21 protein-coding genes and 1 pseudogene are annotated in these 20,490 nt (G+C 70.6%); 8 read left to right on the top strand and 14 right to left on the bottom strand.

The window, feature by feature from the left end; all coding sequences use genetic code 11:
* Positions 1 to 992: 992 nt before the first annotated feature.
* Positions 993 to 2,324, bottom strand: coding sequence for a TadE/TadG family type IV pilus assembly protein (locus tag MFF56_RS27640; protein ID WP_082773032.1), 1,332 nt, complete (start codon positions 2,322 to 2,324; stop codon positions 993 to 995).
* A gap of 159 nt (positions 2,325 to 2,483) precedes the next feature.
* Between MFF56_RS27640 and MFF56_RS27635 the strand changes: the two genes are divergently transcribed.
* Together MFF56_RS27635 and MFF56_RS27630 are read left to right on the top strand one after the other, a co-directional pair.
* Positions 2,484 to 3,047 carry a TadE/TadG family type IV pilus assembly protein gene (locus MFF56_RS27635; protein ID WP_066922171.1) on the top strand — a complete coding sequence of 188 codons (564 nt, stop codon included), beginning with the start codon at positions 2,484 to 2,486 and terminating at the stop codon, positions 3,045 to 3,047.
* A 2-nt stretch (positions 3,048 to 3,049) separates the two neighbouring features.
* A complete protein-coding gene (locus tag MFF56_RS27630) occupies positions 3,050 to 3,730 on the top strand; it encodes a TadE/TadG family type IV pilus assembly protein (protein WP_066922173.1) in 681 nt (226 codons plus the stop codon).
* Positions 3,731 to 3,860: 130 nt separating this feature from the next.
* On the opposite strand, the gene MFF56_RS27625 is transcribed toward MFF56_RS27630, so the two are convergent.
* From MFF56_RS27625 to MFF56_RS27615, 3 genes are all read right to left on the bottom strand, one after another.
* Positions 3,861 to 4,349, bottom strand: coding sequence for a phospholipase A2 family protein (locus MFF56_RS27625; protein ID WP_238231849.1), 489 nt, complete (start codon positions 4,347 to 4,349; stop codon positions 3,861 to 3,863).
* 161 nt (positions 4,350 to 4,510) lie between these two features.
* On the bottom strand, positions 4,511 to 5,005 hold the full coding sequence (locus MFF56_RS27620; RefSeq protein WP_082773034.1) for a DUF1036 domain-containing protein: 495 nt from the start codon (positions 5,003 to 5,005) through the stop codon (positions 4,511 to 4,513).
* On the bottom strand, positions 4,971 to 6,278 hold the full coding sequence (locus MFF56_RS27615) for a glycerate kinase type-2 family protein (RefSeq protein WP_066922179.1): 1,308 nt from the start codon (positions 6,276 to 6,278) through the stop codon (positions 4,971 to 4,973). Before MFF56_RS27615 ends, MFF56_RS27620 begins: the two co-directional genes overlap by 35 nt.
* Positions 6,279 to 6,480: 202 nt before the next feature.
* On the opposite strand from MFF56_RS27615, the gene MFF56_RS27610 reads away from it, so the two are divergent.
* The 3 genes from MFF56_RS27610 to MFF56_RS27600 all read left to right on the top strand — a co-directional run bounded on the left by MFF56_RS27610 (position 6,481) and on the right by MFF56_RS27600 (position 8,047).
* On the top strand, positions 6,481 to 7,251 hold the full coding sequence (locus tag MFF56_RS27610; RefSeq protein ID WP_066922181.1) for an N-formylglutamate amidohydrolase: 771 nt from the start codon (positions 6,481 to 6,483) through the stop codon (positions 7,249 to 7,251).
* Between the two features lie 53 nt (positions 7,252 to 7,304).
* Positions 7,305 to 7,610, top strand: coding sequence for a DUF1244 domain-containing protein (locus MFF56_RS27605; protein ID WP_066922183.1), 306 nt, complete (start codon positions 7,305 to 7,307; stop codon positions 7,608 to 7,610).
* A gap of 173 nt (positions 7,611 to 7,783) precedes the next feature.
* Entirely contained in the window at positions 7,784 to 8,047 is a 264-nt protein-coding gene (locus tag MFF56_RS27600) for a DUF2312 domain-containing protein (protein ID WP_238231847.1), read from the top strand.
* A 151-nt stretch (positions 8,048 to 8,198) separates the two neighbouring features.
* On the opposite strand, the gene MFF56_RS27595 is transcribed toward MFF56_RS27600, so the two are convergent.
* The 3 genes from MFF56_RS27595 to MFF56_RS27585 form a co-directional block, all read right to left on the bottom strand.
* Positions 8,199 to 8,666 (bottom strand): hypothetical protein, encoded by a 468-nt coding sequence (locus tag MFF56_RS27595; protein ID WP_066922187.1) that lies wholly within the window; start codon positions 8,664 to 8,666, stop codon positions 8,199 to 8,201.
* 114 nt (positions 8,667 to 8,780) lie between these two features.
* The gene (locus MFF56_RS27590) at positions 8,781 to 9,275 is read right to left on the bottom strand and encodes an Hsp20 family protein (RefSeq protein WP_066922189.1); all 495 of its coding nucleotides are present in this window, start codon (positions 9,273 to 9,275) and stop codon (positions 8,781 to 8,783) included.
* Between the two features lie 329 nt (positions 9,276 to 9,604).
* Complete coding sequence (locus MFF56_RS27585) at positions 9,605 to 9,961, bottom strand: hypothetical protein (protein ID WP_066922191.1); 357 nt, start codon at positions 9,959 to 9,961, stop codon at positions 9,605 to 9,607.
* Between the two features lie 481 nt (positions 9,962 to 10,442).
* Between MFF56_RS27585 and MFF56_RS27580 the strand changes: the two genes are divergently transcribed.
* The gene (locus MFF56_RS27580) at positions 10,443 to 10,604 is read left to right on the top strand and encodes a hypothetical protein (RefSeq protein WP_156453705.1); all 162 of its coding nucleotides are present in this window, start codon (positions 10,443 to 10,445) and stop codon (positions 10,602 to 10,604) included.
* Complete coding sequence (locus MFF56_RS27575) at positions 10,601 to 11,035, top strand: thiol-disulfide oxidoreductase DCC family protein (protein WP_066922193.1); 435 nt, start codon at positions 10,601 to 10,603, stop codon at positions 11,033 to 11,035. The genes MFF56_RS27580 and MFF56_RS27575 overlap by 4 nt, the downstream gene beginning before the upstream one ends.
* Here the strand turns inward: MFF56_RS27575 and MFF56_RS27570 are convergent.
* Both MFF56_RS27570 and MFF56_RS27560 read right to left on the bottom strand, forming a co-directional pair.
* Positions 11,021 to 11,239 carry a hypothetical protein gene (locus tag MFF56_RS27570; protein WP_066922195.1) on the bottom strand — a complete coding sequence of 73 codons (219 nt, stop codon included), beginning with the start codon at positions 11,237 to 11,239 and terminating at the stop codon, positions 11,021 to 11,023. The two genes, MFF56_RS27575 and MFF56_RS27570, sit on opposite strands and share 15 nt — an antisense overlap.
* A gap of 680 nt (positions 11,240 to 11,919) precedes the next feature.
* Positions 11,920 to 14,289, bottom strand: coding sequence for a type IA DNA topoisomerase (locus MFF56_RS27560; RefSeq protein WP_197430573.1), 2,370 nt, complete (start codon positions 14,287 to 14,289; stop codon positions 11,920 to 11,922).
* A 254-nt stretch (positions 14,290 to 14,543) separates the two neighbouring features.
* Between MFF56_RS27560 and aqpZ the strand changes: the two genes are divergently transcribed.
* Positions 14,544 to 15,278, top strand: coding sequence for an aquaporin Z (gene aqpZ / locus MFF56_RS27555; protein WP_066922197.1), 735 nt, complete (start codon positions 14,544 to 14,546; stop codon positions 15,276 to 15,278).
* Positions 15,279 to 15,293: 15 nt separating this feature from the next.
* Here aqpZ and MFF56_RS27550 read toward each other — a convergent pair whose 3' ends face one another.
* From MFF56_RS27550 to MFF56_RS27530, 5 genes and pseudogenes are all read right to left on the bottom strand, one after another.
* Positions 15,294 to 16,583: an O-acetylhomoserine aminocarboxypropyltransferase/cysteine synthase family protein gene (locus MFF56_RS27550; RefSeq protein ID WP_066922202.1), complete on the bottom strand. Its 1,290-nt coding sequence runs from the start codon at positions 16,581 to 16,583 to the stop codon at positions 15,294 to 15,296.
* Positions 16,584 to 16,704: 121 nt separating this feature from the next.
* Positions 16,705 to 17,091, bottom strand: a complete 387-nt coding sequence (locus tag MFF56_RS27545) for a response regulator (RefSeq protein WP_066922204.1) — start codon at positions 17,089 to 17,091, stop codon at positions 16,705 to 16,707.
* Between the two features lie 96 nt (positions 17,092 to 17,187).
* Positions 17,188 to 17,973, bottom strand: coding sequence for a sensor histidine kinase (locus tag MFF56_RS27540; RefSeq protein ID WP_066922206.1), 786 nt, complete (start codon positions 17,971 to 17,973; stop codon positions 17,188 to 17,190).
* 356 nt (positions 17,974 to 18,329) lie between these two features.
* On the bottom strand, positions 18,330 to 19,961 hold the full coding sequence (locus MFF56_RS27535) for an ABC1 kinase family protein (RefSeq protein ID WP_066922208.1): 1,632 nt from the start codon (positions 19,959 to 19,961) through the stop codon (positions 18,330 to 18,332).
* Between the two features lie 108 nt (positions 19,962 to 20,069).
* A pseudogene (locus MFF56_RS27530) lies at positions 20,070 to 20,490 on the bottom strand (phosphoglycerate dehydrogenase); the annotation flags it as partial.

The following is a 20,490-nucleotide window of genomic DNA, read 5'->3' as shown; positions in this document are numbered from 1 at the left end:
CGTTCGACCCAGCGCATCCCGTCCGTCACCGGAGGCGGGCCAGACGGGGGCTGCCAGAGGCGTTCGGAAGGCCCCGTTCACGCCCTCCGTGCAGCCGCGACGCGCTGGCCTGATCGCGACAAACCCCACGAAGTTCAGCCTTCTCTGGCAATCGAGACAAACTTTGTTGAGAGCGCGCCTTCAGCGCACGCCAAAATCAGGACAGGCTTTCTAGAGAATTTATCCCGCCGGAGGGTGGGGGGCACGCCCGGCTTCTCCGATCATTCTTGCGCGGCCCCCATCCCGGCGGTTGGGTTGCTCAACCAGGCCGGCGAAGTGCGAACGAATTGTCATGGGGCCGCGTCCCGGACGACGTCGCGGAGCCTGCGGTCCCGCCGCGGATGCGCGACAAGGTTCGACGTTGTGGTTGAAGCCGACCCAGCTCGTCGGGAGATGTCGAGGCCCCGATCGATCCGGCGCAGCGAGCAAGTTCGGGCCGTGGCGGTGTCGAAACCGGTCGCCCTGGGTGCCGCAATCCGTCCCTGGCGTCCCCTTGCACTCAGATGGCCTTACGCTGGCGTGAGTGCAGCCTCATGGGAGCCCGCCAACTCCCCAAGCTCCGCCCCTCATCGGAGCGCAGGAGAGCCCTACGTTGTGCTATCGTGCCGAACGCATGAGCGCGCGACTAGGAGGGCTGCAGAGGCCGATTGTCATCAAAGTCAAAGTTCTTTGAGAGCAGCAGCACGCAAGGGCAATGTTCTAAGAGAGTCGAGTTAAATTCGATTGAGGAGGTCCCTCGGGCGGCCCCCGAAATCAGGACAAACTTCGTTGAGGAATTACAGCGCTCGAGGGCGCCTCGCGGCCGGATGCCGCGACGCGCGACGGCCGATCGCGGCAGCCCTCGATCAGGCTTCGCGCGGCGGCGATCGGACGGGATCGGCTGCCGCCCCTCGGACGCCGTCCCGCCTCGCCCGCCGCCGTGTCGAACTGAGGCCGTCGGCATCGCGACCGCCTCAGTTCGAGACGCGTATCGAGCTCGTGATCTTCTGGAAGAGCCGGTTGACGGCCGCGGTTATGCCCGGACCGTCCGAGGCCAGGATCGCATTGGACGGCGCGCTCACGCATTTCGGAAACGCGGCCTGAATCTGGCTCGCGAAGGGGCTGACAAACTTATTGTAGTACCCCCCATCGTCGGTATACGGATAGTAGTAGGTATTGATTGCATAAATGATCGCGTTCTTCGCCTTGAATGCCGCGCAGCTATCCGCCCAGTTCCCGTCACTGTAGCCGGCCCATAGTTCAGATCCGATCAGATCCTGTGCGCCATCCGTGATGAGAACGAGGATCGTCTGCGGAGAAGTGCTGGACGACCCGTCGCCTCCCAGCTTCGGCAAGGTCTGGGCGAGGCTCGACAAGGCCGCCGTGATATTCGTATGCCCGATCACCGACTTGTAGGGGGCTGTAGCCAGCAGCTCGACATCCAGCCACGCCGCGGCCCGCGTCACGTCCGACAGCATGGATGTCGGCTCGATGAGCGTTCGCAGCTTGTCGGAGAAGGTATAAATCGCGGCGGAGTAGAAGGCGCTGGCATTCGATCCGCTGATGGATTGCATCTGCGATAAGAAATTCGCGATCGCAGTCTTCGCGTAATCCATCTTGAACACGATGCCCCGCATACGCCCTTTCGTCAAGGTGTCGTCCCCTAATTGATGACACGCGAACGTACAGCCAAAACTGTCCTTCGTCTTCTTGATGTCGGCAACGGTACCTCCCACAGCCATCGACTGCGAGACATCGACCAAGAAAACAATCTGGAAATATTTTATAAGACTCTTCGATGTGGACGTCGACGATGCGCGGATCGGCATCGCCTTGAAGCCAAATAGTTTCATGAAAATGGGATTGTATGTTGCATCGACGCCGGCGGAAACCGTCCCGGAATTCTGATTGTAGATCACGCTCGGTAGACCGATCACGATATTGGAAAGGTTCTTCTCGAGCTGCAGATTGGCTTGTATGGCGTTCACCGTCTGGGTCTGAATCGTCGGATAGTACCGACCGACCGAGCCGAAGCCGTTGACGGCCACGTAATCCAGCAGGTTGCGCGATCCAGTGACCGTCGCGGCATCGACGGCCGCCTGGACCCGCGACCGGAGCGTCGACAACAGGGTGACATCGATCGAGAGCCCCGCGAGACCCAGGATCGCCCCCATCATGAGGGCGGCGCTGATCGCGAGCGAAGCTCGGCCGTCGCGCGCGAAACGCCCCACGAGCGCTCGCACGCCGCGCGACAGAAATGCAATATTCAACTTCCGTTTGTCAAAACATCCCCGAGACTCGACCATCGATTGTTCCGATACCGCGCCTGTTCAGGCGGATATCGATACCCGAAGGGCGTAAACAGTTTTGAAATGAGTCCGGCTCATTTTCCAGCCGCACGCAACATCGTGCGCGAGATCTGTGTGTAGCCCATGCCCTGGCGATGGAAAGGCCGCCCGAAACTGTTGAAACGCTTCTTCTTCAACAATCGGGGAACATCCGCCGTCGAATTCGGCCTGCTGGCAACACCCTTCCTGGGCATCGTATTCGCTACGCTCGAAGTCGGCTACACGCATTTCCAGCAGGCGGCGCTCGCCGAGGCCGTCGATCAGGTCGCCCGCACGATGGCGATCGGATCCATCCAGAACAATACATCGATCAATGATGCCGTCTCCTTCAGAGACACCTACCTGTGCGCTTCCAACGGGAAGAGGCTCATCCCGTCGAACTTCGATTGCAACCGTCTTGCCATCGATGTTCGACCAGCCTCTTCTTTGAACGCGATCAATGTGACGAACGACGTCTATAAGAGTGCGAGCAATAAATTCTGCCCCGGGCAGGGGGGCACGACCGTCGTGATGCGTGTTACCTATCCCCTGCCGACCATCTTCCCGGTCAACATCTTCAACCGGTCGGTCGGGCTGGCGAACGACGTCCCCAACCGCACGGGATGGTTCCGCATCCTGTCGGGATCCGCGATCTTCATGATCGAGCCGTTCGGATCCTACGTTCCCCCGTCCGGGTGCTGAGGATGCGCGCGCGCCACGCCTGGGCCGCGTTCGCGCCGAGCCGCGCGGGATCGATCACGGTCGAGTTCGCCCTCATCTTCCCCGTGCTCCTGTTCATCTATATCGGAGCCGCCATCGTCTCGGACGTATCGATCACCGCCAAGAAGGTGAATGCGCTCTCGTACATGACTGCGAACATCGTCGCGCAGGAGCCGGCGCAGGACCAGACCTCCTCCTATCCGATACCGTCCGATGCGATCGCGGCATCCAAGCTCTCGGAGATCGCGAGCGGCGCCCAGTCCATCATGGCCCCGAAGAACATCAGCAATTTCGGATTGACGATCAGCGCGATCGACATCACGAACAGTCCGAGCGGTTCCTGCTGCATCGCCAAGACGCGCTGGAGCTACACCAGCAACGGCGTCCTGCGACCCTGCGCCGTGAATCTTTCGGGCACGGCCGCTCAGAGCTTCTCCGCGTCCCAGATCCCGCAATCCCTGCTGCAGAACGGATCGGCTCTTCCCCATCCGATCTATCTCATCGTCTCCGATGTCTCCTTCGGCTACGTCCCCCTGCTGGGATCGAGCATCGTCGGCAGGATCAACATGGTGCGGTCGAACTTCACGCGTCCACGCCAGATCGGGCAGGTCAACGTCGTGGGCCTTCCGACCGGTCAGACCGAGACCGGAAAGGTGTGCTACTGAGGATCGACGGCGACCGAGCCGGCGCCCTGGCCGATCCCGCCCTGCAGACCCGCGACCCGGCACGGCCAGCGGGGCCCGCCCGACCCTCGACCGCCTCCGCCTGCGAGGCCTGACGGATGGGGGGTCGTCTTCAGGGCCGCTGGCAGTTCATCGCATCGGCGGCCTCGACGACGCTCAGCGCCCGCTCGCGCACCTGGCGCGACACGCCCGGCCGCTCGGAGACGGCCGCTGCCTCGCGCTTGAGCACCGCGTCGCAGGCGCAGGACCGGTGGCCGGCCGCGTCGTAGCAGGCGTCGTGGCGCTGGCAGGCGGCGTCGAGGGCGTCGGTCGGCGGCAATCCCTCGCCCTGCTGGCCAGCCCCGCAATAGTTGCCGTGGAACAGGGCCTTCCCGGCCAGCACCGCGGCGAGGTCGGCCTTCGGGAGCGGCGGCTCCTCCGGCCGTCCGCTCGGGTTGAGGTCGTTGACCGGGCCGCCCGCCTTGGCGGCCGAGCCGCGCAGGGCCTTCGGGATCCCGGAGTCCGAGCCCGGCTCGCCGAGCGACTCAGCCGTACGTCCGTTCGGGTCGGCGAGATCGGGGAGCGGCGGGGGCGGGCCGGGCCGCGGATCCTCGACCTCCACGCCTGCATCCGCCGACGGAGCGGCCTGCTGCGCGAACGTGCCCTGGACGGGGGCGAGGCAGAGGGCGCAGAGGGCGAGGATGCGGAGGCTGGGGGGCACGGATCATCTTCCGGATGGAGCGTGCCCCGGAACACGCAACCCGGCCGGACCGTTCCGGCGCCTCAGGGTTGGGGCGCGACCGGCTGGTTCGGGTCGCTGAGCTGGATCGTCCAGCTCTTCTGCTCGCCGGTATCGACCTCGAAGAAGCCGTTGCGGTCGTAGCCGCGGGCTAGGCAATCCTCGACACCCCGGATCGTGAATTCGGAATCGCGGGTGCACATCAGCGAGCGCCCGCTCCACTCGCCGCCCCGCGTGTAGTCGACCGCGAACACGTAGTAGAAGCGCGCCGCCAGCGACCCGCGCAGCAGGGTCTCGCAGCCCTTCGGCGCGAGGTCCCACCAGCCCTCCGTCACCCAGCCCTGCGGGTCGCGGTAGCCCAGCGCGATGCCGACCTTGCTGGGCGTGAGGTTGCACAGGCGCAGGTCCGCCCACGCGGGCACGGCGGCGAGCAGCAGCCCGCAGGTCGCCAGCAGGAGGCCCCCCGCACCGCGACGCAGACAGGCCGGCACGGGTCCCAAAAAGCTAATCGACGAGGATGATGCGGCAGTCGTTGACATTGGTGCGGGTGGGGCCGGGGCGGACGAGGTCGCCGAGGGTCTCGAAGAAGCGGGTCGAGTCGTTGTCGGCGAGCATCGCGGCCGGATCGAGGCCGGCGGCACGCGCCCGCGCCAGCGTCGTCTCGTCCACGAGGCCGCCGGCCGGGTCGGTGGCCTCCCCACGCCCGCCGTCGGTGCCGTCGGTGTCGGCCGCGATGCCGCGGATGCCGGGCTCACCGTCGAGCGCTATGGCGAGCGCCAGCGCGTATTCCTGGTTCGGCCCGCCGTGACCCTCGCCCCGGATCGTGACGGTCAGCTCACCGCCGGAGATCAGCGCGACCCGGCGCCCCTCGGCCTTCGCCTTGCGGGCAAGATCGGCGTGCTCGGCCGCGACCTCGCGCGCCTCGCCCTCGAGGTCGGCGCCCAGCATCACCGGCTCGTAGCCCGCCTCGCGCGCGGCGGCGGCGGCCGCTTCCAGCGCGTCGATCGGCCGGGCGATGATGCGGTACTCGGCCCGCGCGAAGGCCGGGTCGCCCGCCTTCGGGGTCTCGTTGTTCGGGTCGTTGAGGAGGCGAACCGCCGTCTCGGGCAGGGGGATGCCCCGCCGCTCGCAGATGGCGCGGGCCTGTTCGAGGGTCGAGGGGTCCGGCACGGTCGGGCCCGAGGCGATCACCGCCGGATCGTCGAAGGGCACGTCGGAGATCGCGAGCGTCAGGATCGAGCGGGCGTTGCGGGCGGCGAGCGCGAGGCGCCCGCCCTTGATGCGCGAGAGGTGCTTGCGCACCGTGTTGATCTCGCCGATGGGCGCGCCGGAGCGCAGCAGCGCCCGGGTGATGGCCTGCTTCTCGGTGAGTGTGAGGTCGCCGGCCGGGGCGATCCAGTTGGCCGAGCCGCCGCCGGAGAGGAGGACCAGCACCTCGTCCTCCGGCCCGGCTTGCGCGGCGATGCTCAGCGCCTCCCTGGTCGCCGCGATGCCGGCCTCGTCCGGCACCGGGTGGCCGGCCTCGACCATGCGGATGCCGGGCGCCTCCTGCCCATAGCCGTGGCGGGCGACCGCGAGGCCGAGGATGCGCGCCTCGGGCACCCCGTGCTCCTCGCGGTAGAACCGGCTCGCCACCGCCGCCATGCTGCCGCCGGCCTTGCCCGCGCCCAGGATGATCAGCCGCCCCGGCGCCGGCTGCGGCAGGTGCGCGCGCAGACACTTCTCCGGATGGGCCGCCGCGATGCCGGCCGCGAGGAAGCGGTCGAGCAGGGTGCGGGCCTGTTGCACGGCCGGATCGGTGGGGGCGGTCATCGCGGGGCTCCTCGCCTGTTCGTCTCTCGCGTGCGGTCTCTTCTCCACCGACCCGGCGCCGCGCGAGGCGAGGGGCAGGCGGGGCCCGATTCTTGCCGGGGGCGCACGATCCTTGATACGTGCTTGCCCGAGCCCGGGCCCGACGGCAAGGCTCAAGCTTGCGCGATCCTCTCCCGCCCCATCCGAGGAACCGACCGGCCCCGTGAACGCCCCCACCCGCACCGACAGCGCGACACCCCACCCGGTCGAGATCGTCCCGGGGGATCCGGCCGGCGGCCTGATCCTCGCCTGCGACCACGCCTCGAACCACGTGCCGCCCGACATCGCGCTCGGCGTGGCGGAGGCGGAGTTCGGCCGGCACATCGCCTACGACATCGGCGCGGCGGGGGTCACGCGCGGCCTCGCGGCGCTGCTCGGCGCGCCCGCGATCCTCACGAACTTCTCGCGCCTGATCATCGACCCGAACCGGGGCCGCTCCGACCCGACCCTGGTGATGCGGCTCTCGGACGGCGCCGTCGTGCCGGGCAACGCCCGCATCGACGCGGCCGGCAAGGCGGCCCGGCTCGCCCGCTTCTACGACCCGTTCGACGCCGCGATCGACGCGGCCGTGGCGGCGGCCGAGGCTGCCGGCCTCGCGCCGGCGATCGTGACGATCCACAGCTTCACGCCCTACTGGCGGGGCGTCGCCCGGCCCTGGCAGGTCGGGATCCTTTACGACCGCGACGAGCGCCTGAGCCGCCCGCTGATCGACGCCCTGCGGGCCGACCCGGCCGGGCTGACCGTCGGCGACAACGAGCCCTACGGCGGCGGCCTGCCGGGCGACACGATCGACCGCCACGCCACGGCCCGGGGCCTCCCGAACGCGCTGGTCGAGATCCGGCAGGATCTCATCGCCGGAGAGGCGGGGCAGGCGGAATGGGCCGAGCGCTTCGCCCGCTGTCTCGCGCCGCTGCTGCCCGCCCGCGCCGCTTGACGCCGGGGCGGCTTCCCCCGACCTGAGGGGGAGACCTCTCACAGGAAGGCGCCATGAGCGAGATCGACCCGAAGACCCAGACCGAGCTGGAGGCCGCCGTCTTCCGCCGCCTCGTCGGCCACCTGCGCGGGCGCGCCGACGTGCAGAACATCGACCTGATGAACCTCGCGGGCTTCTGCCGGAACTGCCTGTCGAACTGGCTGAAGGACGCGGCCGACGAGCGCGGCGTGCCGCTCTCGAAGGACGAGAGCCGCGAGCAGGTCTACGGCATGCCCTACGCCGAGTGGAAGGCGCGCCACCAGACCGAGGCCAGCCCCGAGCAGCAGGCAGCCTTCGCCAAGACCCCGCCGCAGCACTGAGGCGGCACCGGCGCGGAGGGCCGGCACCGGCGCGGAGGGCCGGCCTCAAGCTTCCGGTAACGTCGCTCGTCTACCACTCGGGTCAGTGCCAGGATGGGACGGCCCCGGGCGATCCGTGATCGCGGGGGCGCGCGCCCCGAGCGCCGACGAGGATTTTCATGAACGCCCATTCGATGCCGAAAGGTCCTGACATCTCCTCCTCGGAAGGCGTCGCCGCCGACGAGCTCAGGCAGTTCATCGAGAGGATCGAACGCCTCAACGAGGAGGCGGAGGGCCTGAAAGGGGATATCCGCGACGTGTTTGCCGAGCTGAAAGGCCGCGGCTTCGACGCGAAGGCCGTCCGAGCCATCCTGAAGATCAGAAAGCAGGATCATTCCGAGCGGCAGGAGCAGGAGGCCATCCTAGAGCTCTACATGCAGGCGCTTGGCATGACCTGAGGGCCGAGGCGGCCTCCGACGCATTCCAGCCCCCGGCGGCCCGCGCGCGGGTCCGGCCTCGACCGGCCCGGCGAACGAGGTCCCGCACGGCCGCCCCCATCTCGGGGTGGGCGCCGCGGCCGGGCCCGATGCACCGGCCGCGGCGCCCTCTTCAGGCCGTGAGGCAGGGTACGAGCGCCGCGGCACCGGGCGGCACGCGCGGGCGCGGCATCGCCACAGCCGGGCAGGGCGGCGGGTCGTCGTCGTCGTCACGACGTCGCGGGCGCACGTACCGATGCAGGACGGAGCGGCCCCGGGGCGCAGCCGGCTTCGGCCGCGGCGCGACGGTCTGGCGGTCGAGCCGTGCCAGGGCGGCCAGCACGGCGTCCACCGACACCGGCTCGGCCCTGCAGCCTGAGAGGCAACGCAGACCCGGTGCGTTCTCCACGGCGCAGGCGTCCGAGGCCCAGGACGCCAGGATCGCGCGCTTCTCGCCGCGGGACAGGTTCGGGTGGGCCAGAACCTCCCGCGGATGCCGGAACACGTCGCCCGGCGCGACGCGCGCCTGCCAGGCCTCGAACGATGCGGCTCGGCCGGCGGACGGGTTCATGGGGCCGGCATGGGTTGGGTGCGTCTCCATCGTCGACACGGGTCGGTCTCCCTGATGGTGCGAGTGGTTGCACGAAGAGGGTTATCGGCCCCGGAGGCCCGCATGGCTCCGGGACCGTCGTCGGTCGTTGGGGTGCCGCGCGGCTCAGGCGGCCTTCGCCGCGTCCTCGCCCCGGTCCACGACCTGGGGCGACGCGTTGTCCTGCCCGGCGGCGGTCTGCGTGCCGCCGATGGCGATGCGGCGCGGCTTGAGCGCCTCGGGCACCTCGCGCCTGAGTTCCACGGCGAGCAGGCCGTGCGCCAGGACGGCACCCGTGACCGTCACGTGGTCGGCGAGGTTGAAGGTCTGGCGGAAGGCGCGCGCCGCGATGCCGCGGTGCAGGTACTCGCGCGGCCCGTCCTTGTCCTTCTTCTGGCCGGTCACGGTCAGCGCGGTGTCGTGCTGCGTCAGCTCGATCTCGTCGGGCGTGAAGCCGGCGACCGCCATGGTGATGCGGTACGCGTTCTCGCCGGCCTTCTCGATGTCGTAGGGCGGCCATTGGGTGGACGGCTCGACCCTGGCGGCCTGGTCGAGCATCGAGAACAGGCGGTCGAAGCCCACGGTGGAACGGTAGAGCGGCGCGAAGTCGTAGGTTCTCATGACCACATCCTCCTGAAGAGCAACGTGATGACGAGGGCCGCCGGACATCCGGTCCGGCGCCCGGATGCGAGCCCGATTGGGGCCTCGCGCGCGTGAAACGCCGCCTCGGCGATTGAGTTCCACACGGGTGGGAATTTTTTTGGCGGCGAATGCCTCTGTGCTCCGACGGGCCCATCGCCTTCCGGGCCGAAGCCGGCCGTCCGGCGTCCTATCGCGGAAGGATCCTCGGCGCGGCGCCAGCAAATCCCGGTCCTGCGCGAGGCACGACGGAACCGGTGCCGGCGAACCGGGTGCGGCACCGGCACCGAGGCGATCCGCCGGGAACGGTCTCAGAGATAGAGGAACCCAAGGCAGATGGCGGCGCCGATCGTGGTCGTCATCAGACCGAACAGCGGCAGGACGAACCAGCGCTCGCCGTGCGGGTCGGCCGCGTGCCGTACCCGGGCGGGCGCGGCCTCGTTCCGGCGGGCGGTGCGGATCTCGCCGACCGTCGGCGCGAATCCCCCGGCCTCCTCGCAGGTTCCGAGCGGCGCCGCGCCGACGTCGCCGTGCGGGGCCTTGTCGCCGGTCGTGCCGCCGTCGATGTCGGCCTTGAGCTGCGCCGAGGTCGGCCGGGCCGATGGCGGCGGCCGGCCGAAATCGAGATTGGCCGGGGGCGGCGGGGTTTCGGAGCGGAAGAGACGCATGCTCGGTTCAGTGCCTCGGTTCGAGTCGCGAGCGCCCGATCGCGGGCGGGTGGGCCTCGTCGCTGCGTTCCGGACCGCCCCGGCCGGCTCGGCGGCCCCCTGACGGATCACGGGATCGACGCGCGGGGCGGCGCGTCCGAGGTTGGAAGGCGGCGCCAGACAGGCATCCCCGGATCATCACGACTTGGATGATCGGACCCGGGTTATGGCGCCATGTCTTCCGGCAGAAGACGCAGGTATGACGAAGCACCCTCAACGCCGAGAACGGCATCGGGTTCTCTCATGCGGCAATCGGACATCTTTCGATCTTGAGCGGTGATTGATCTCTTCTCCGGAGAAGCCGGGGGATTCACGAGGATCGACCGGCCGATCGCAACGGAAACGTGATCGCGCGCGCCGGATCGGCGGCCCGGCCACACCGTTCCCGTGGCTCCTCCCGGCCATCGGACCGGGACGTCCGAGATCAGGCTCACACGGATCGATGCGCGCGACCAACAAGCACTTCATGCTCTACGTTGCCGGCGTGGCGGCGATCGGCGTCGTCATCGTCGCGCTCTTCATGCAGACGGGGCCGACCCGCGATCAGGTGCGCGCCGCGAGCGGCACGCCCCAGCCGACCGACACCGTGTCGGGCCGTCCGTGAGATCCGGGCCCGACGCGGGGGGTTGCGGGCCGGCGAACCCGACGGCCGAGGCGACGGTCTTCTTCGACGGATCCTGTCCGTTGTGCCGGGCGGAGATCGATCACTACCGCCGCAGCGCGGGCGCGGAGCGGGTCGCGTTCGTGGACGTCGCGGGCGAGGGGTCCGCAGAGCGACTGGGACCGGGCCTGACGCGGGACGCGGCCCTTCGCCGATTCCATCTGCGCGACCGGGACGGGCAGCTCCTGTCCGGCGCCGCAGCCTTCGCGCGCCTGTGGACGGTCCTGCCCCGCTGGCGCTGGCTCGGACGCCTGATCGCGCTTCGCCTTCGCGACGGTCGGCCCGTGCTGCCGATCGCCGAGCTGTTCTATCGCCTCTCGCTCCCGCTGAGGCCGCGTCTCGCGCGACTGCTGACGCGCCTACGTCTGCTCTAGCCGTTCGAGGCCATCGAGCGGTGCGGACGGCTCCAACCGGCTTGCCCGCAGGTCCGCGAAAGCCGCACGGGGAATGAGCACCGCAATCATCCGGCCGTCGGCCGCGGTGAAGCGCACATCGACGGTATCGCCTCCATCGATCAGTTTGATGCCGGTGACGTCCCTCACGGCGACGGCGAAGGGAAAGAGCGTTTCATCGATCAAAGGCGTGCCTCCGGCCGCCTCAATGGATCGATCGCCGGAAGGGTTACCTCACGATCCCGTGATCCGCGCCGCGTCTCGGGTCGGGACCATTCGGACACGCCGCGGGACGCCCACGCGCGTGCGCCGGCCGCGCCGGCATCAGCGTCCCTATGAACGAGCCGACGGCCCTCTCGTCCGCCTAGGTTCTTCGCGCACCCGTCGCGCAGCCTCTTGCCCGGCCGGCAGCGCCTGCCTTGCTCTGGATCAAGGCCGCAGCCTCGCCGCACCGGCACAAGGCCCGGGTTGCGCAGCCGGGCCGCGCCGGGGTGTCCCGAAACCTGGTCCGCGCGACGACGGCCCGGCGCTCCAAGGAGCACGACCATGATCCGCCGGACGCTCGCGCTTCTCCTCGCACTTGCCGCGAGCGCGGCGCTCGTCGAGGCGCGGACGGCGGCACGCTCGCCAGATGCGAAACCGACCTTCATCGAGCCGACCGACGCGCCGCACCGCCACTGTGCCGGCGCATGCTTGAAGAGCGGGACCCTTCACTGGTTCTGTCGGCCTGAACAGGCCTGCTCGCTGGATTGCAACACCGCTCCTCCGAACCGGCACTGCCACGAGCCGCCTCCGTAGTGAGCGCCGGCGCGACGAGGCGGCTCTCGCGCTTCCAAGGACCGGGAGGCCGTTGGGATCCCCGGATGTCAGGCCAGCCGGCGGGCCGGTGCCGGCGTCCTGCGCTGGGCCGGGGCCCGGCCGCGGGACGGCGCGGCGCCCTTCCGGGCCGGACGCGCCGTGGCCGGCCGCGCCGCGCGGGCGTCGAGAAAGCTGCGGCAGGCCTCGAAGCGGGCCTCCACCTCCGGCGGGCAGGGGATGCCCTCGGCCTCGGCGAGGCTGCGGGCGTAACGCAGCATCGCCTCGCTCGGCGGGCGAACGCCGTCAGGCCCGCGCGCCACCGCTCCACCCTCGGAGCGCGGCCCGGCCTGCGCGTCGAGGAAGGCGCGGCACACCCGCATGCTGCTCTTGCAGCCGCGCGGCAGGGGCACGCCCTTGCGCTCGGCGAGGGAGACCGCGAACGCCACCATGGCGGGCGTCGGCGCCCGGTCGTCGCCTCGTCCTCCGGGTGCGCCCGGCGGGATCAGGCTCGGGTCGAGATCGATCGTCGGAGCGCCCGCGATCGCCGCGATCAGCGCGTCGAGCCGCAGACGGGTGCGCTGCCGGAAGTCCTCGGCCCGGCGCAGGGCCTCGGCTCGGGTCGCGGCCCGGCCGATCTCGGCGAGCTCCGCCTCGAACACCGCGCGCCCGACCGGGTCGCCGTAGGCCGGGAACACCGCCCGCACCGCCCCGATGAAGGCGAGGCCCACCTCGGTCACCGAGACCGCCGGGTCCTTGCCGGCGCCGAGGGTGACGTAGCGGCTCTTCAGGAGCTTGGGCAGGATCGTGTCGCGGGTCGCGGCCGTGCCGAGGCCCTTCGGCTCGTTCGGGTTGGCGGGGTTCTCCAGGGCGCGCTTCACCGCCGGGTCCTCGACCTGATCGACGAGCCGGCCCATCACCACCGGCAACTCGCCGCGGGTGATGCGGCGCGGCGGCTCGGTCACGGCGGTGGCGATCTCGGCACCCGTCGCGGTCGCGGCCTCGCCGTCGCGCACCGGCGGCAGGCGGGCCGCGCTCGCCTCCTCCTCGCGCCGCGCCTTGCCGGGAACGTGCTCGGCCTCCGTCTCGGCCTCGGCCCCGTAGACCGCGCGCCAGCCCGGCACCCGCACCACGCTGCCCGTGACCGCGAAGCGCTTGGCTCCCAAGGGCGTGCCCACCTCGGCCGTGACGCCGGTGCGCGCGTCGATCCCGTCGGGCAGGTGGGCGGCCAGATACGCCTTGGCGACGAGGTCCCAGAGCCGGGCCTGATCGGCCGAGAGCCGCCCGCGCTCGGGTACCTTGCGCAGCGGCACGATGGCGTGGTGCTCGCCCGGATCCTTGACGTAGGGGCCGCCCTTGCCCCGCCGGATCACGGGCTTCTCCTCCGGGGGGAAAAGCGGGCGCAGATCCGTCAGAACCCCCGTGACCGCCGCGACGATCGCGGGCGCGTCGCCGACCTGCCCCTCGGGCAGCAGCTCGGACTCGGTGCGCGGGTAGCTCAGATAGCCCTGGTCGTAGAGGTCCTGGGCGAGCTTGGCGGTGTGTTGCGGGTCCCAGCCGAAGCGCTTGGCGCAGCGCCGGGCGAGCGTGTCCTTCGAGAACAGGCGCGGCGGCGCGCGGCGCACGTCGCGCTGCTCGACGCGGATCGGCCCGGACCAGCCGGCGGCCGCCGCCCGGATCGTCTCGGCCATCTCGGGGTCGAGGATGCGCTCCTTCGGCGCGTGCCAGAGGGTCAGAGCGTGTCCGTCCGCCGTGTCGAGCTGCAGCGCGACCTTGAAGAAGTCCTGCGGCACGAAGGCCCGGATGCGCTCCTCCAGGTCGGCCAGGATGGCCAGCGTCGGCGTCTGCACGCCGCCGAAGCGCCAGGGCTCGCGGAAGGCCACCGGCCGCAGGCGCAGCGAGATGGCGCGCGTCCCGTTCAGGCCGAGATGGTAGTCCTCGTACTGGCGGCAGAGGGCCTCCAGATAGGCGGCGTAGTCCCGCTCGCCGGAATCGGGCTCGGCGGCCAGCCCCGCGAAGGCGCGCCGGATCGAGACGTCGTCGAGCGCGCCGAGCTTCAGGCGATCGACACGGCCGCGCCAGCCGAGATGCTCCAGCACCTCCCAGGCGATCATCGAGCCCTCGCGGCCGGGATCCGTCGCGATGATCACCCGATCGACCCCCCGGAGCGCCTCGCGGATCGCCGCGAGCTTGCCCGCGTGCGACTGGCCGGAGCGGTTCTGCCCGCAGGCGACGGGGATGGTGTCGAGCACGATCGGCAGCGCGTCGAAGCGCCAGGGCTTCCAGTCCGCCCGCACGTCGCCGGGCTCCTCGGCCGTGAGGAGGTGGCCCTCGGCGGCGACGCAGACGGTGTCCGGCGAGCGGAAGAAGCGCTTCAGCTCGCGCATCGCCGAGGGCTTCTCGAAGAAGAACAGCGTGCGGCCGGTGCTCGGGGCGGACATGGCTCGGACCGATGGGGGAGATCTGTTCGTGTTGTGTTCCAGTATGGACGCGAAGCGGGGCCGAGGGCAAGGCCCCCTGGCAGAGGCTGGCCCGGGCGGCCGGCGCGGATGCCGCCGACGGTCAATTCGGGATTAGAGCCCGCCCCCGGGCCTTTCCTCCCGCGGGGCCCGGCGGCATCGTCTGCGAGCGCGCCGGACCGTCGGCGCCGGGGGGATCACGGACGGCCGACCTTTCCCGAACCCAGGAGTCCCCCATGGACATCCGCAAATGCGCGGCCGAGGCGATCGGCACCTTCTGGCTCACCTTCGCGGGCTGCGGCAGCGCGGTGATCTCCGCCGCCTTCCCGGATGTGGGGATCGGGCTCCTCGGGGTCGCGCTGGCCTTCGGCCTGAGCGTGGTCACCATGGCCTACGCGATCGGCCACGTCTCGGGCTGCCATCTCAACCCAGCGGTCACCTGCGGCCTCGCGGCCGGGGGGCGCTTTCCGGCCCGCGACATCCTGCCCTACGTCGTCGCGCAGCTCGTCGGCGCCGTCGCGGCGGCGTGGCTGCTCTACGCCATCGCGAGCGGCGCCCCGGACTTCGACCTCGCCAAGGGCTTTGCGGCCAACGGCTACGGCGCGCACTCGCCGGGCGGCTACAGCCTGCCCGCCTGCCTCACGGCCGAGATCGTGCTGACCGCGCTCTTCCTCTTCATCATCATGGGGGCGACGCACGGCAAGGCGCCCGTCGGCTTCGCGCCGCTGGCCATCGGCCTCGCGCTGACGCTCGTGCACTTGGTCGGCATCCCGATCACGAACCTGTCGGTCAACCCGGCGCGCAGCACCGGCCCGGCCCTCATCGTCGGCGGCTGGGCTCTCGCGCAGCTCTGGCTGTTCTGGGTTGCGCCGCTCCTCGGCGGCGTGCTCGGCGGCATCCTCTACCGTTGGCTCAGCGAGCAGCCCGCCGCCCAGGTCACCGGCCTCACCCCGCCCGCGCCGGCGGAGTGAGCCGGAGGGTGCCGCTCAGTCGAGCTTGGCCAGCGCCTGCTCGACGTCGGCGATCAGGTCCGCGACGCTCTCCAGGCCGATCGAGAGCCGCACCGTCTCGGGGCCCACGCAGGCGGCGGCCCGCTCCTCGGGGCGGAGCTGCCGGTGCGTGGTCGAGGCCGGGTGGATCGCCAGCGACTTGATCTCGCCGATGTTGACGAGGTGCGAGATCAGCTCCAAGCCCATGATGAACTTGATCGCGGCCGGCTCGCCGCCCTTCAGCGCGAAGGTGAAGATCGAGCCCGGCCCCTGCGGCACGTAGCGCTTGACCAGCGCCTCGCCGGGCTGGCCGGGCAGGCCCGGATAGCTCACCCAGGCGACCTTCGGGTGGTCCTTGAGGCAGGCCGCCACCGCCCGCGCGTTGGCGCAGTGCCGCTCCATGCGCAGCGGCAGCGTCTCGATCCCGGTGAGCGTCAGGAAGGCGTTCATCGGCGAGAGGCCGGGGCCGAGGTCGCGCAGGCCGAACAGCCGGCAGGCCACCGCGAAGGGCGTGTCCGGGAAGCGCTCGCGCACCACCAGCCCCTCGTAGTCCGGCCAGGGCTCGTTGATCAGGTTGTAGCGGTCGGGCCGGTTCCAGTCGAAGCGGCCGGCATCGCAGATCACGCCGCCGATGGTCTGGCCGGAACCGCCGAGGAACTTCGAGGTCGAGTGGACCACGATGTCCGCGCCGTGCTCGATCGGCCGGATCAGGGCCGGCGAGGCCAGCGTGTTGTCGATGACGAGGGGCAGGCCGTGGCGCCGGGCGACCGCGGCGATCCCCTCGATGTCCATCACGGTCGCGCAGGGGTTCACGATCGACTCGCAGACGATCGCGCGGGTGCGCGGCGTGATCGCGGCCTCGAAATCCTCGGGTGCGAGTCCCTTGGCGAATTGCGGCTGCAGGTCGTAGCGGCCGTCGAGGCGGCGCATCAGGCCGAGCGAGCCGCCGAACAGGCGCGGCGAGGCGACGTAGGATTCGCCCGAGCGCATCAGCGTCATCAGGACGAGCATCACCGCCGACTGGCCGGACGCGACGGCGACGGCGGCCTTGGCGCCCTCGAGTGCGGCGACGCGCCGCTCCAGCGCGGCGACCGTCGGGTTCGAACCGCGCGAGTAGGAGAAGCCGGTGCGCCGCATCGCGAAGATGTCGGCGGCTTGCTCGGTCGACTCGAAGACGAAGCCGTTGGTGAAGTAGATCGGCTGAACCCGCGCGCCGGTCGCCGGATCCGGGGCGGCGCCCGCATGGATCGCCTGCGTGGCGAAGCGAAGGGTCTGATCGTCCGGCATGTCCAACAACCCGCGTTCCGGCGCCGCCGCGGTGACGGCCGCCCGAGGGGGTCTCACTTTAGGCGGGGTGGTGCAAGGGCTTTGCGTACGCCCCGCCCTGCATCGGCCGCGCGCGGCGCGCTCAGGCCGCCCGCCGGACGAAGGCGCGCAGCGTCCGCACCAGGGTCGAGGGCTCGTAGGGCTTGGGGATGAAGCGGGCGCCGTCCGGCATGTCGTGCGGCCCCGGCGTGCCCATGCCGGAGACGACCAGCACGGGAATCGCCGGCCAGCGATGCGCGACGAGCCGGGCGAGCGCGAACCCGTCCATTGAGCCCTGCGGCATGTCGACGTCGGTCATCAGGACCTCGACGTCGTCGCGGTTCTCCAAGACCTTGAGCGCCTTGTCCGCGTGCGTCGCCTCCAGCACCGTGAAGCCCGCGTCGGCCAGGGTGTCCGAGGCCTCCATCAGCAGGAGGCCGTCATCTTCCACGAGGAGAACGACGGGTTGCTCGGCGGGGCTCTCTGTCATCAGGCTTCGCGCGGCGCTCTCTGGACCCGAAGCCCGGGGCCCTATTCCCCGCACCCGGCCCCGTCAAGGCGCGCGGCCAGCCGCGCCGCCGCTCCGTCAGGCCGCTAGCATCGCCAGGGGCGCCTCGAAGGCGAGGACGAGGCCCGTGACCGGGTAGGCCAGATCGACGCGGCCGCCGAAACCCTGGACGAGGCTGCGCTCGATCAGGCGCGAGCCGAAGCCGGCATGCCGCGGCGGGCTCACGGGCGGCCCGCCGGATTCCTCCCACCGGAACCGGAAGCGGGGGGCGGACGCCGCCGCCTCGACCCTCCAGGCGATCGCCACGCGGCCGGCGGGCGCGGAGAGGGCGCCGTACTTGGCGGCGTTGGTACCGAGCTCGTGCAGCAGCAGGGCGACCGTCAGGCCGGACCGGGCGGCCAGCGCGATCTCCGGCCCCGAGACCGCGAAGCGGCCGGCCTCGCTGCCGTGGAGAGCCACCGCGGACGCGACGATTCGCCCGAGCGGCGCGGTCGTCCAGGAATCCTGGGGCGCATCCTGAGTGGCGGCGCCCTGGAGCAGCACGTCGTGGGCCTTGGCCAGGGCGAGGAGGCGTGCGTCGAGCGCTGCGCGCGCGGCGGCGAGCGAGGGGGCCGTGCGCAGGGTCTGCGTGCCGATCGCCTGCACCATCGCCAGGGTGTTCTTCACCCGGTGCGCCATCTCCTGCATCAGCAGGGACTTGCGGTCCGCGCTCTGCCGCAGCTCGGCGATCGCGTGGCGGTAGCGGGTCTCGCGCGCCTCGGCCTTCCGGCTCGCCCGCTGCATCAGGGCGCGCAGGTGGCGGTTCTCGGCCTCCAGCGACGCCAGGCGACGCGCCTCACCGTGCTCCTCGGACAGGATGATCATCGTCACCGCCCCACCGCATCGCCTCACCCCGCCATCGAGCCCCGTGGCGCAGGTCTGCGTCCGCCCCGCCGTGCGGGAGACGAGGGACGGGATGGTTCGGTCCGGGCAGCGACCGGCAGCTTGGAGCACCCCGCGAGGCTCCCGTGACCCGGGATCCCGCGCGGCACGACGGTGCCGGCGGGCGCGCGCTCGCGAGAGGCGCTCATGCCGCTTCTGTTCCGCCGCCCCGCCCGCATTCCCGCGATTCGAGGGGCAGGCCGAACCTAGCACGGACCACCGCGCGCACAAGCATAGATCCGCGGCTCGACTGATTTAAGCCGACCCGTTTCTTGATCTGAGTTATAAGCGGACGCGGCTCACTTGTTCCGCCCCAGAAGCACCAGCCAGCCGACGCCGAGGATGAAGACCATCATGCCGATCGTGACGAAGGCCGGCGTGCCGAGGTCGATCAGGCGCGGGGCGAGCTGGGTTGCGAAGGCCGCAACGACCAGCGCCACCGCGACGCGGGCCGCCGCCCGCTCGATGCCGCGGGTGACCTTGTCGAGGCCCTTCACCTCGATCTCGACCGTGACCTTGCCCTGCTTGAGCCGCACCAGCATCAGGTGGATCAGCGTCGGCAGCTCGGAGGCAGCGCCGTAGAGGCCCACGCCGAGCGCTTCCGCCTTCGCCTTCAGCCCCGAGAGCGAGAACTGGGTCTGCATGCTGGCCCGGACCGTCGGGCCGGCGGCGGCGAAGAGGTCGAAGTTCGGATCGAGGTGGCGCATCACGCCGTCGGCCGTGACGAGGCCCTTGAACAGGATCGCGAGGTCGGTGGGCATCGCGAGGTCGTTCTCGCGCGCCATGGTCATGAAGTCGGTGAGCACCAGCCCGAGATTGAGCGGGATCGAGGAGTGGCTCTCGACGAAGGACTGGGCGGAGAGCTGGAGCTTCGTCATGTCGGGGTTGCTGGCGCCCGTCCAGTCGAGCAGCACCGCCATCAGCCCGTCCGCGTCCTGCTTCAGCATGGCGCCGATCAGCACGAGGAGTTGGTTGCGCCGCCGCCGCGACAGCCGGCCGATGATGCCGAAATCGATGAAGCCGATGCGGTTGCCGGGCAGCGCCAGCATGTTGCCGGGGTGGGGATCGGCGTGGAACACGCCCTCGATCAGCGCCATCTGCAGGAAGGCGTCGGTGCCCTTCTGGGCGAGCAGCTTCTTGTCGATGCCGGCCGCCCGCAGGCGCGCCTCGTCGTTGGGCGGGATGCCGTCGATGAACTCCTGCACCAGCACGCGCTCGGAGCACCATTCCCAGTAGATCTTCGGGAAGACGATGTCGTCGCGGCCCTCGAAGATCTGGGCCAGCAGCTCGCAGTTGCGGGCCTCGTTGAGGAGGTCGAGCTCGCCGTTCAGCCCTTCGGCGAGGTGGCGCATCTGCTCGCGGGGCTGGTAGCGGGCCATGTCCGGCCACTCGGTCTCGACGATGCGGGCGCCGTGCGCCATCAGGCGCAGGTCCGCCTCGATGATCTTGCGCAGGTTCGGGCGCAGCACCTTGACGATCACCGCCTCGCCGGTGTGCAGGCGCGCCCGGTAGACCTGGGCGATCGAGGCCGAGGCGATCGGGTCGGTATCGAACTCCGCGAAGATCTCCTGCGGGCTCGCGCCCAGATCCTCCTCCAGCTGCGGCCGGATCGTCTCCCAGGGCACCGGGGAGACTTGGCTGTGCAGCTTCTCCAACTCCTCGGTCCAGGCCGGGGAGAGCAGGTCGGGGCGGCTCGCCAGCACCTGCCCGAACTTGATGAAGGTGGGCCCCAGCGCCTCAATGGCGCGGCGCATCCGCTCGGGCTCGGAGAGGCGGGTGACGTCGAGCCGGGGTTTGCGCCGGGGCAACAGCGGCAGGTAGCGCAGGCCGAGCCGGTCCACGACACGGTTGACGCCGAAGCCGATCAGGATCGTGGCGATCTCCGACAGGCGCTGGCGGTCGCGGGCGGCGACGAAGGCGGTCTTCAGCATGAAACGGGTCGTTTCCGTCCGGACGGGGGGTCGATGCCGGACAGCACGAGCTTCGGGTCTTTTTTGAGGTGGCGGCCGCGCCCTTTGGAGGGTGCGGCCGCGCGTCCCTCAGCGGCGCTCGTAGAGAAGACGCGCGCGGATCGTGCCCTCGACCGCGCGGATCTGCTCCAGGAGCGCCTCGGCGTCCGCCGTGCCGGCATCGGTCTCCAGCACCACGTAGCCGACCTCGCCGTCGGTCTGGTAGAACTGCGCGGCGATGTTGACACCCGAGCGGGCGAAGACCTCGTTGAGGCGGCCCAGCATGCCCGGCAGGTTGCGCTGGACGTGGATGAAGCGCGTGCCCGTCGGCCGGGCCGGCAGTTGCACCTGCGGGAAGTTGACGGCGCCCACCGTCGAGCCGATGTCGGAATAGTCCACCAGCTTGCGGGCGACCTCGGAGCCGATGCGCTCCTGCGCTTCTTCCGTCGAGCCGCCGATATGCGGGGTGAGGATCACGTTGGGCAGGCCCTGCAGGGGCGTCACGAAGCGC

This window comes from Methylobacterium hispanicum, assembly GCF_022179285.1.
Classification (GTDB): Bacteria; Pseudomonadota; Alphaproteobacteria; order Rhizobiales; family Beijerinckiaceae; genus Methylobacterium; species Methylobacterium hispanicum.
The sequence above is the reverse complement of the archived record's forward strand: the minus strand, read 5'-3'. Positions and strand labels throughout refer to the sequence as shown.

Excerpts from the sequence above, each read along its gene's own strand:
- MFF56_RS27550 (WP_066922202.1), bottom strand. The coding sequence starts at position 16,583 with ATGCCGGACGATCAGACCCTTCGCTTCGCCACGCAGGCGATCCATGCG.
- MFF56_RS27585 (WP_066922191.1), bottom strand. The coding sequence starts at position 9,961 with ATGCGTCTCTTCCGCTCCGAAACCCCGCCGCCCCCGGCCAATCTCGAT.
- MFF56_RS27600 (WP_238231847.1), top strand. The coding sequence starts at position 7,784 with ATGCCGAAAGGTCCTGACATCTCCTCCTCGGAAGGCGTCGCCGCCGAC.
- MFF56_RS27595 (WP_066922187.1), bottom strand. The coding sequence starts at position 8,666 with ATGGAGACGCACCCAACCCATGCCGGCCCCATGAACCCGTCCGCCGGC.
- MFF56_RS27590 (WP_066922189.1), bottom strand. The coding sequence starts at position 9,275 with ATGAGAACCTACGACTTCGCGCCGCTCTACCGTTCCACCGTGGGCTTC.
- MFF56_RS27615 (WP_066922179.1), bottom strand. The coding sequence starts at position 6,278 with ATGACCGCCCCCACCGATCCGGCCGTGCAACAGGCCCGCACCCTGCTC.
- MFF56_RS27545 (WP_066922204.1), bottom strand. The coding sequence starts at position 17,091 with ATGACAGAGAGCCCCGCCGAGCAACCCGTCGTTCTCCTCGTGGAAGAT.
- aqpZ (WP_066922197.1), top strand. The coding sequence starts at position 14,544 with ATGGACATCCGCAAATGCGCGGCCGAGGCGATCGGCACCTTCTGGCTC.
- MFF56_RS27605 (WP_066922183.1), top strand. The coding sequence starts at position 7,305 with ATGAGCGAGATCGACCCGAAGACCCAGACCGAGCTGGAGGCCGCCGTC.
- MFF56_RS27580 (WP_156453705.1), top strand. The coding sequence starts at position 10,443 with ATGCGCGCGACCAACAAGCACTTCATGCTCTACGTTGCCGGCGTGGCG.
- MFF56_RS27630 (WP_066922173.1), top strand. The coding sequence starts at position 3,050 with ATGCGCGCGCGCCACGCCTGGGCCGCGTTCGCGCCGAGCCGCGCGGGA.
- MFF56_RS27535 (WP_066922208.1), bottom strand. The coding sequence starts at position 19,961 with ATGCTGAAGACCGCCTTCGTCGCCGCCCGCGACCGCCAGCGCCTGTCG.
- MFF56_RS27620 (WP_082773034.1), bottom strand. The coding sequence starts at position 5,005 with ATGTCAACGACTGCCGCATCATCCTCGTCGATTAGCTTTTTGGGACCC.
- MFF56_RS27640 (WP_082773032.1), bottom strand. The coding sequence starts at position 2,324 with ATGGTCGAGTCTCGGGGATGTTTTGACAAACGGAAGTTGAATATTGCA.
- MFF56_RS27560 (WP_197430573.1), bottom strand. The coding sequence starts at position 14,289 with ATGTCCGCCCCGAGCACCGGCCGCACGCTGTTCTTCTTCGAGAAGCCC.
- MFF56_RS27540 (WP_066922206.1), bottom strand. The coding sequence starts at position 17,973 with ATGATCATCCTGTCCGAGGAGCACGGTGAGGCGCGTCGCCTGGCGTCG.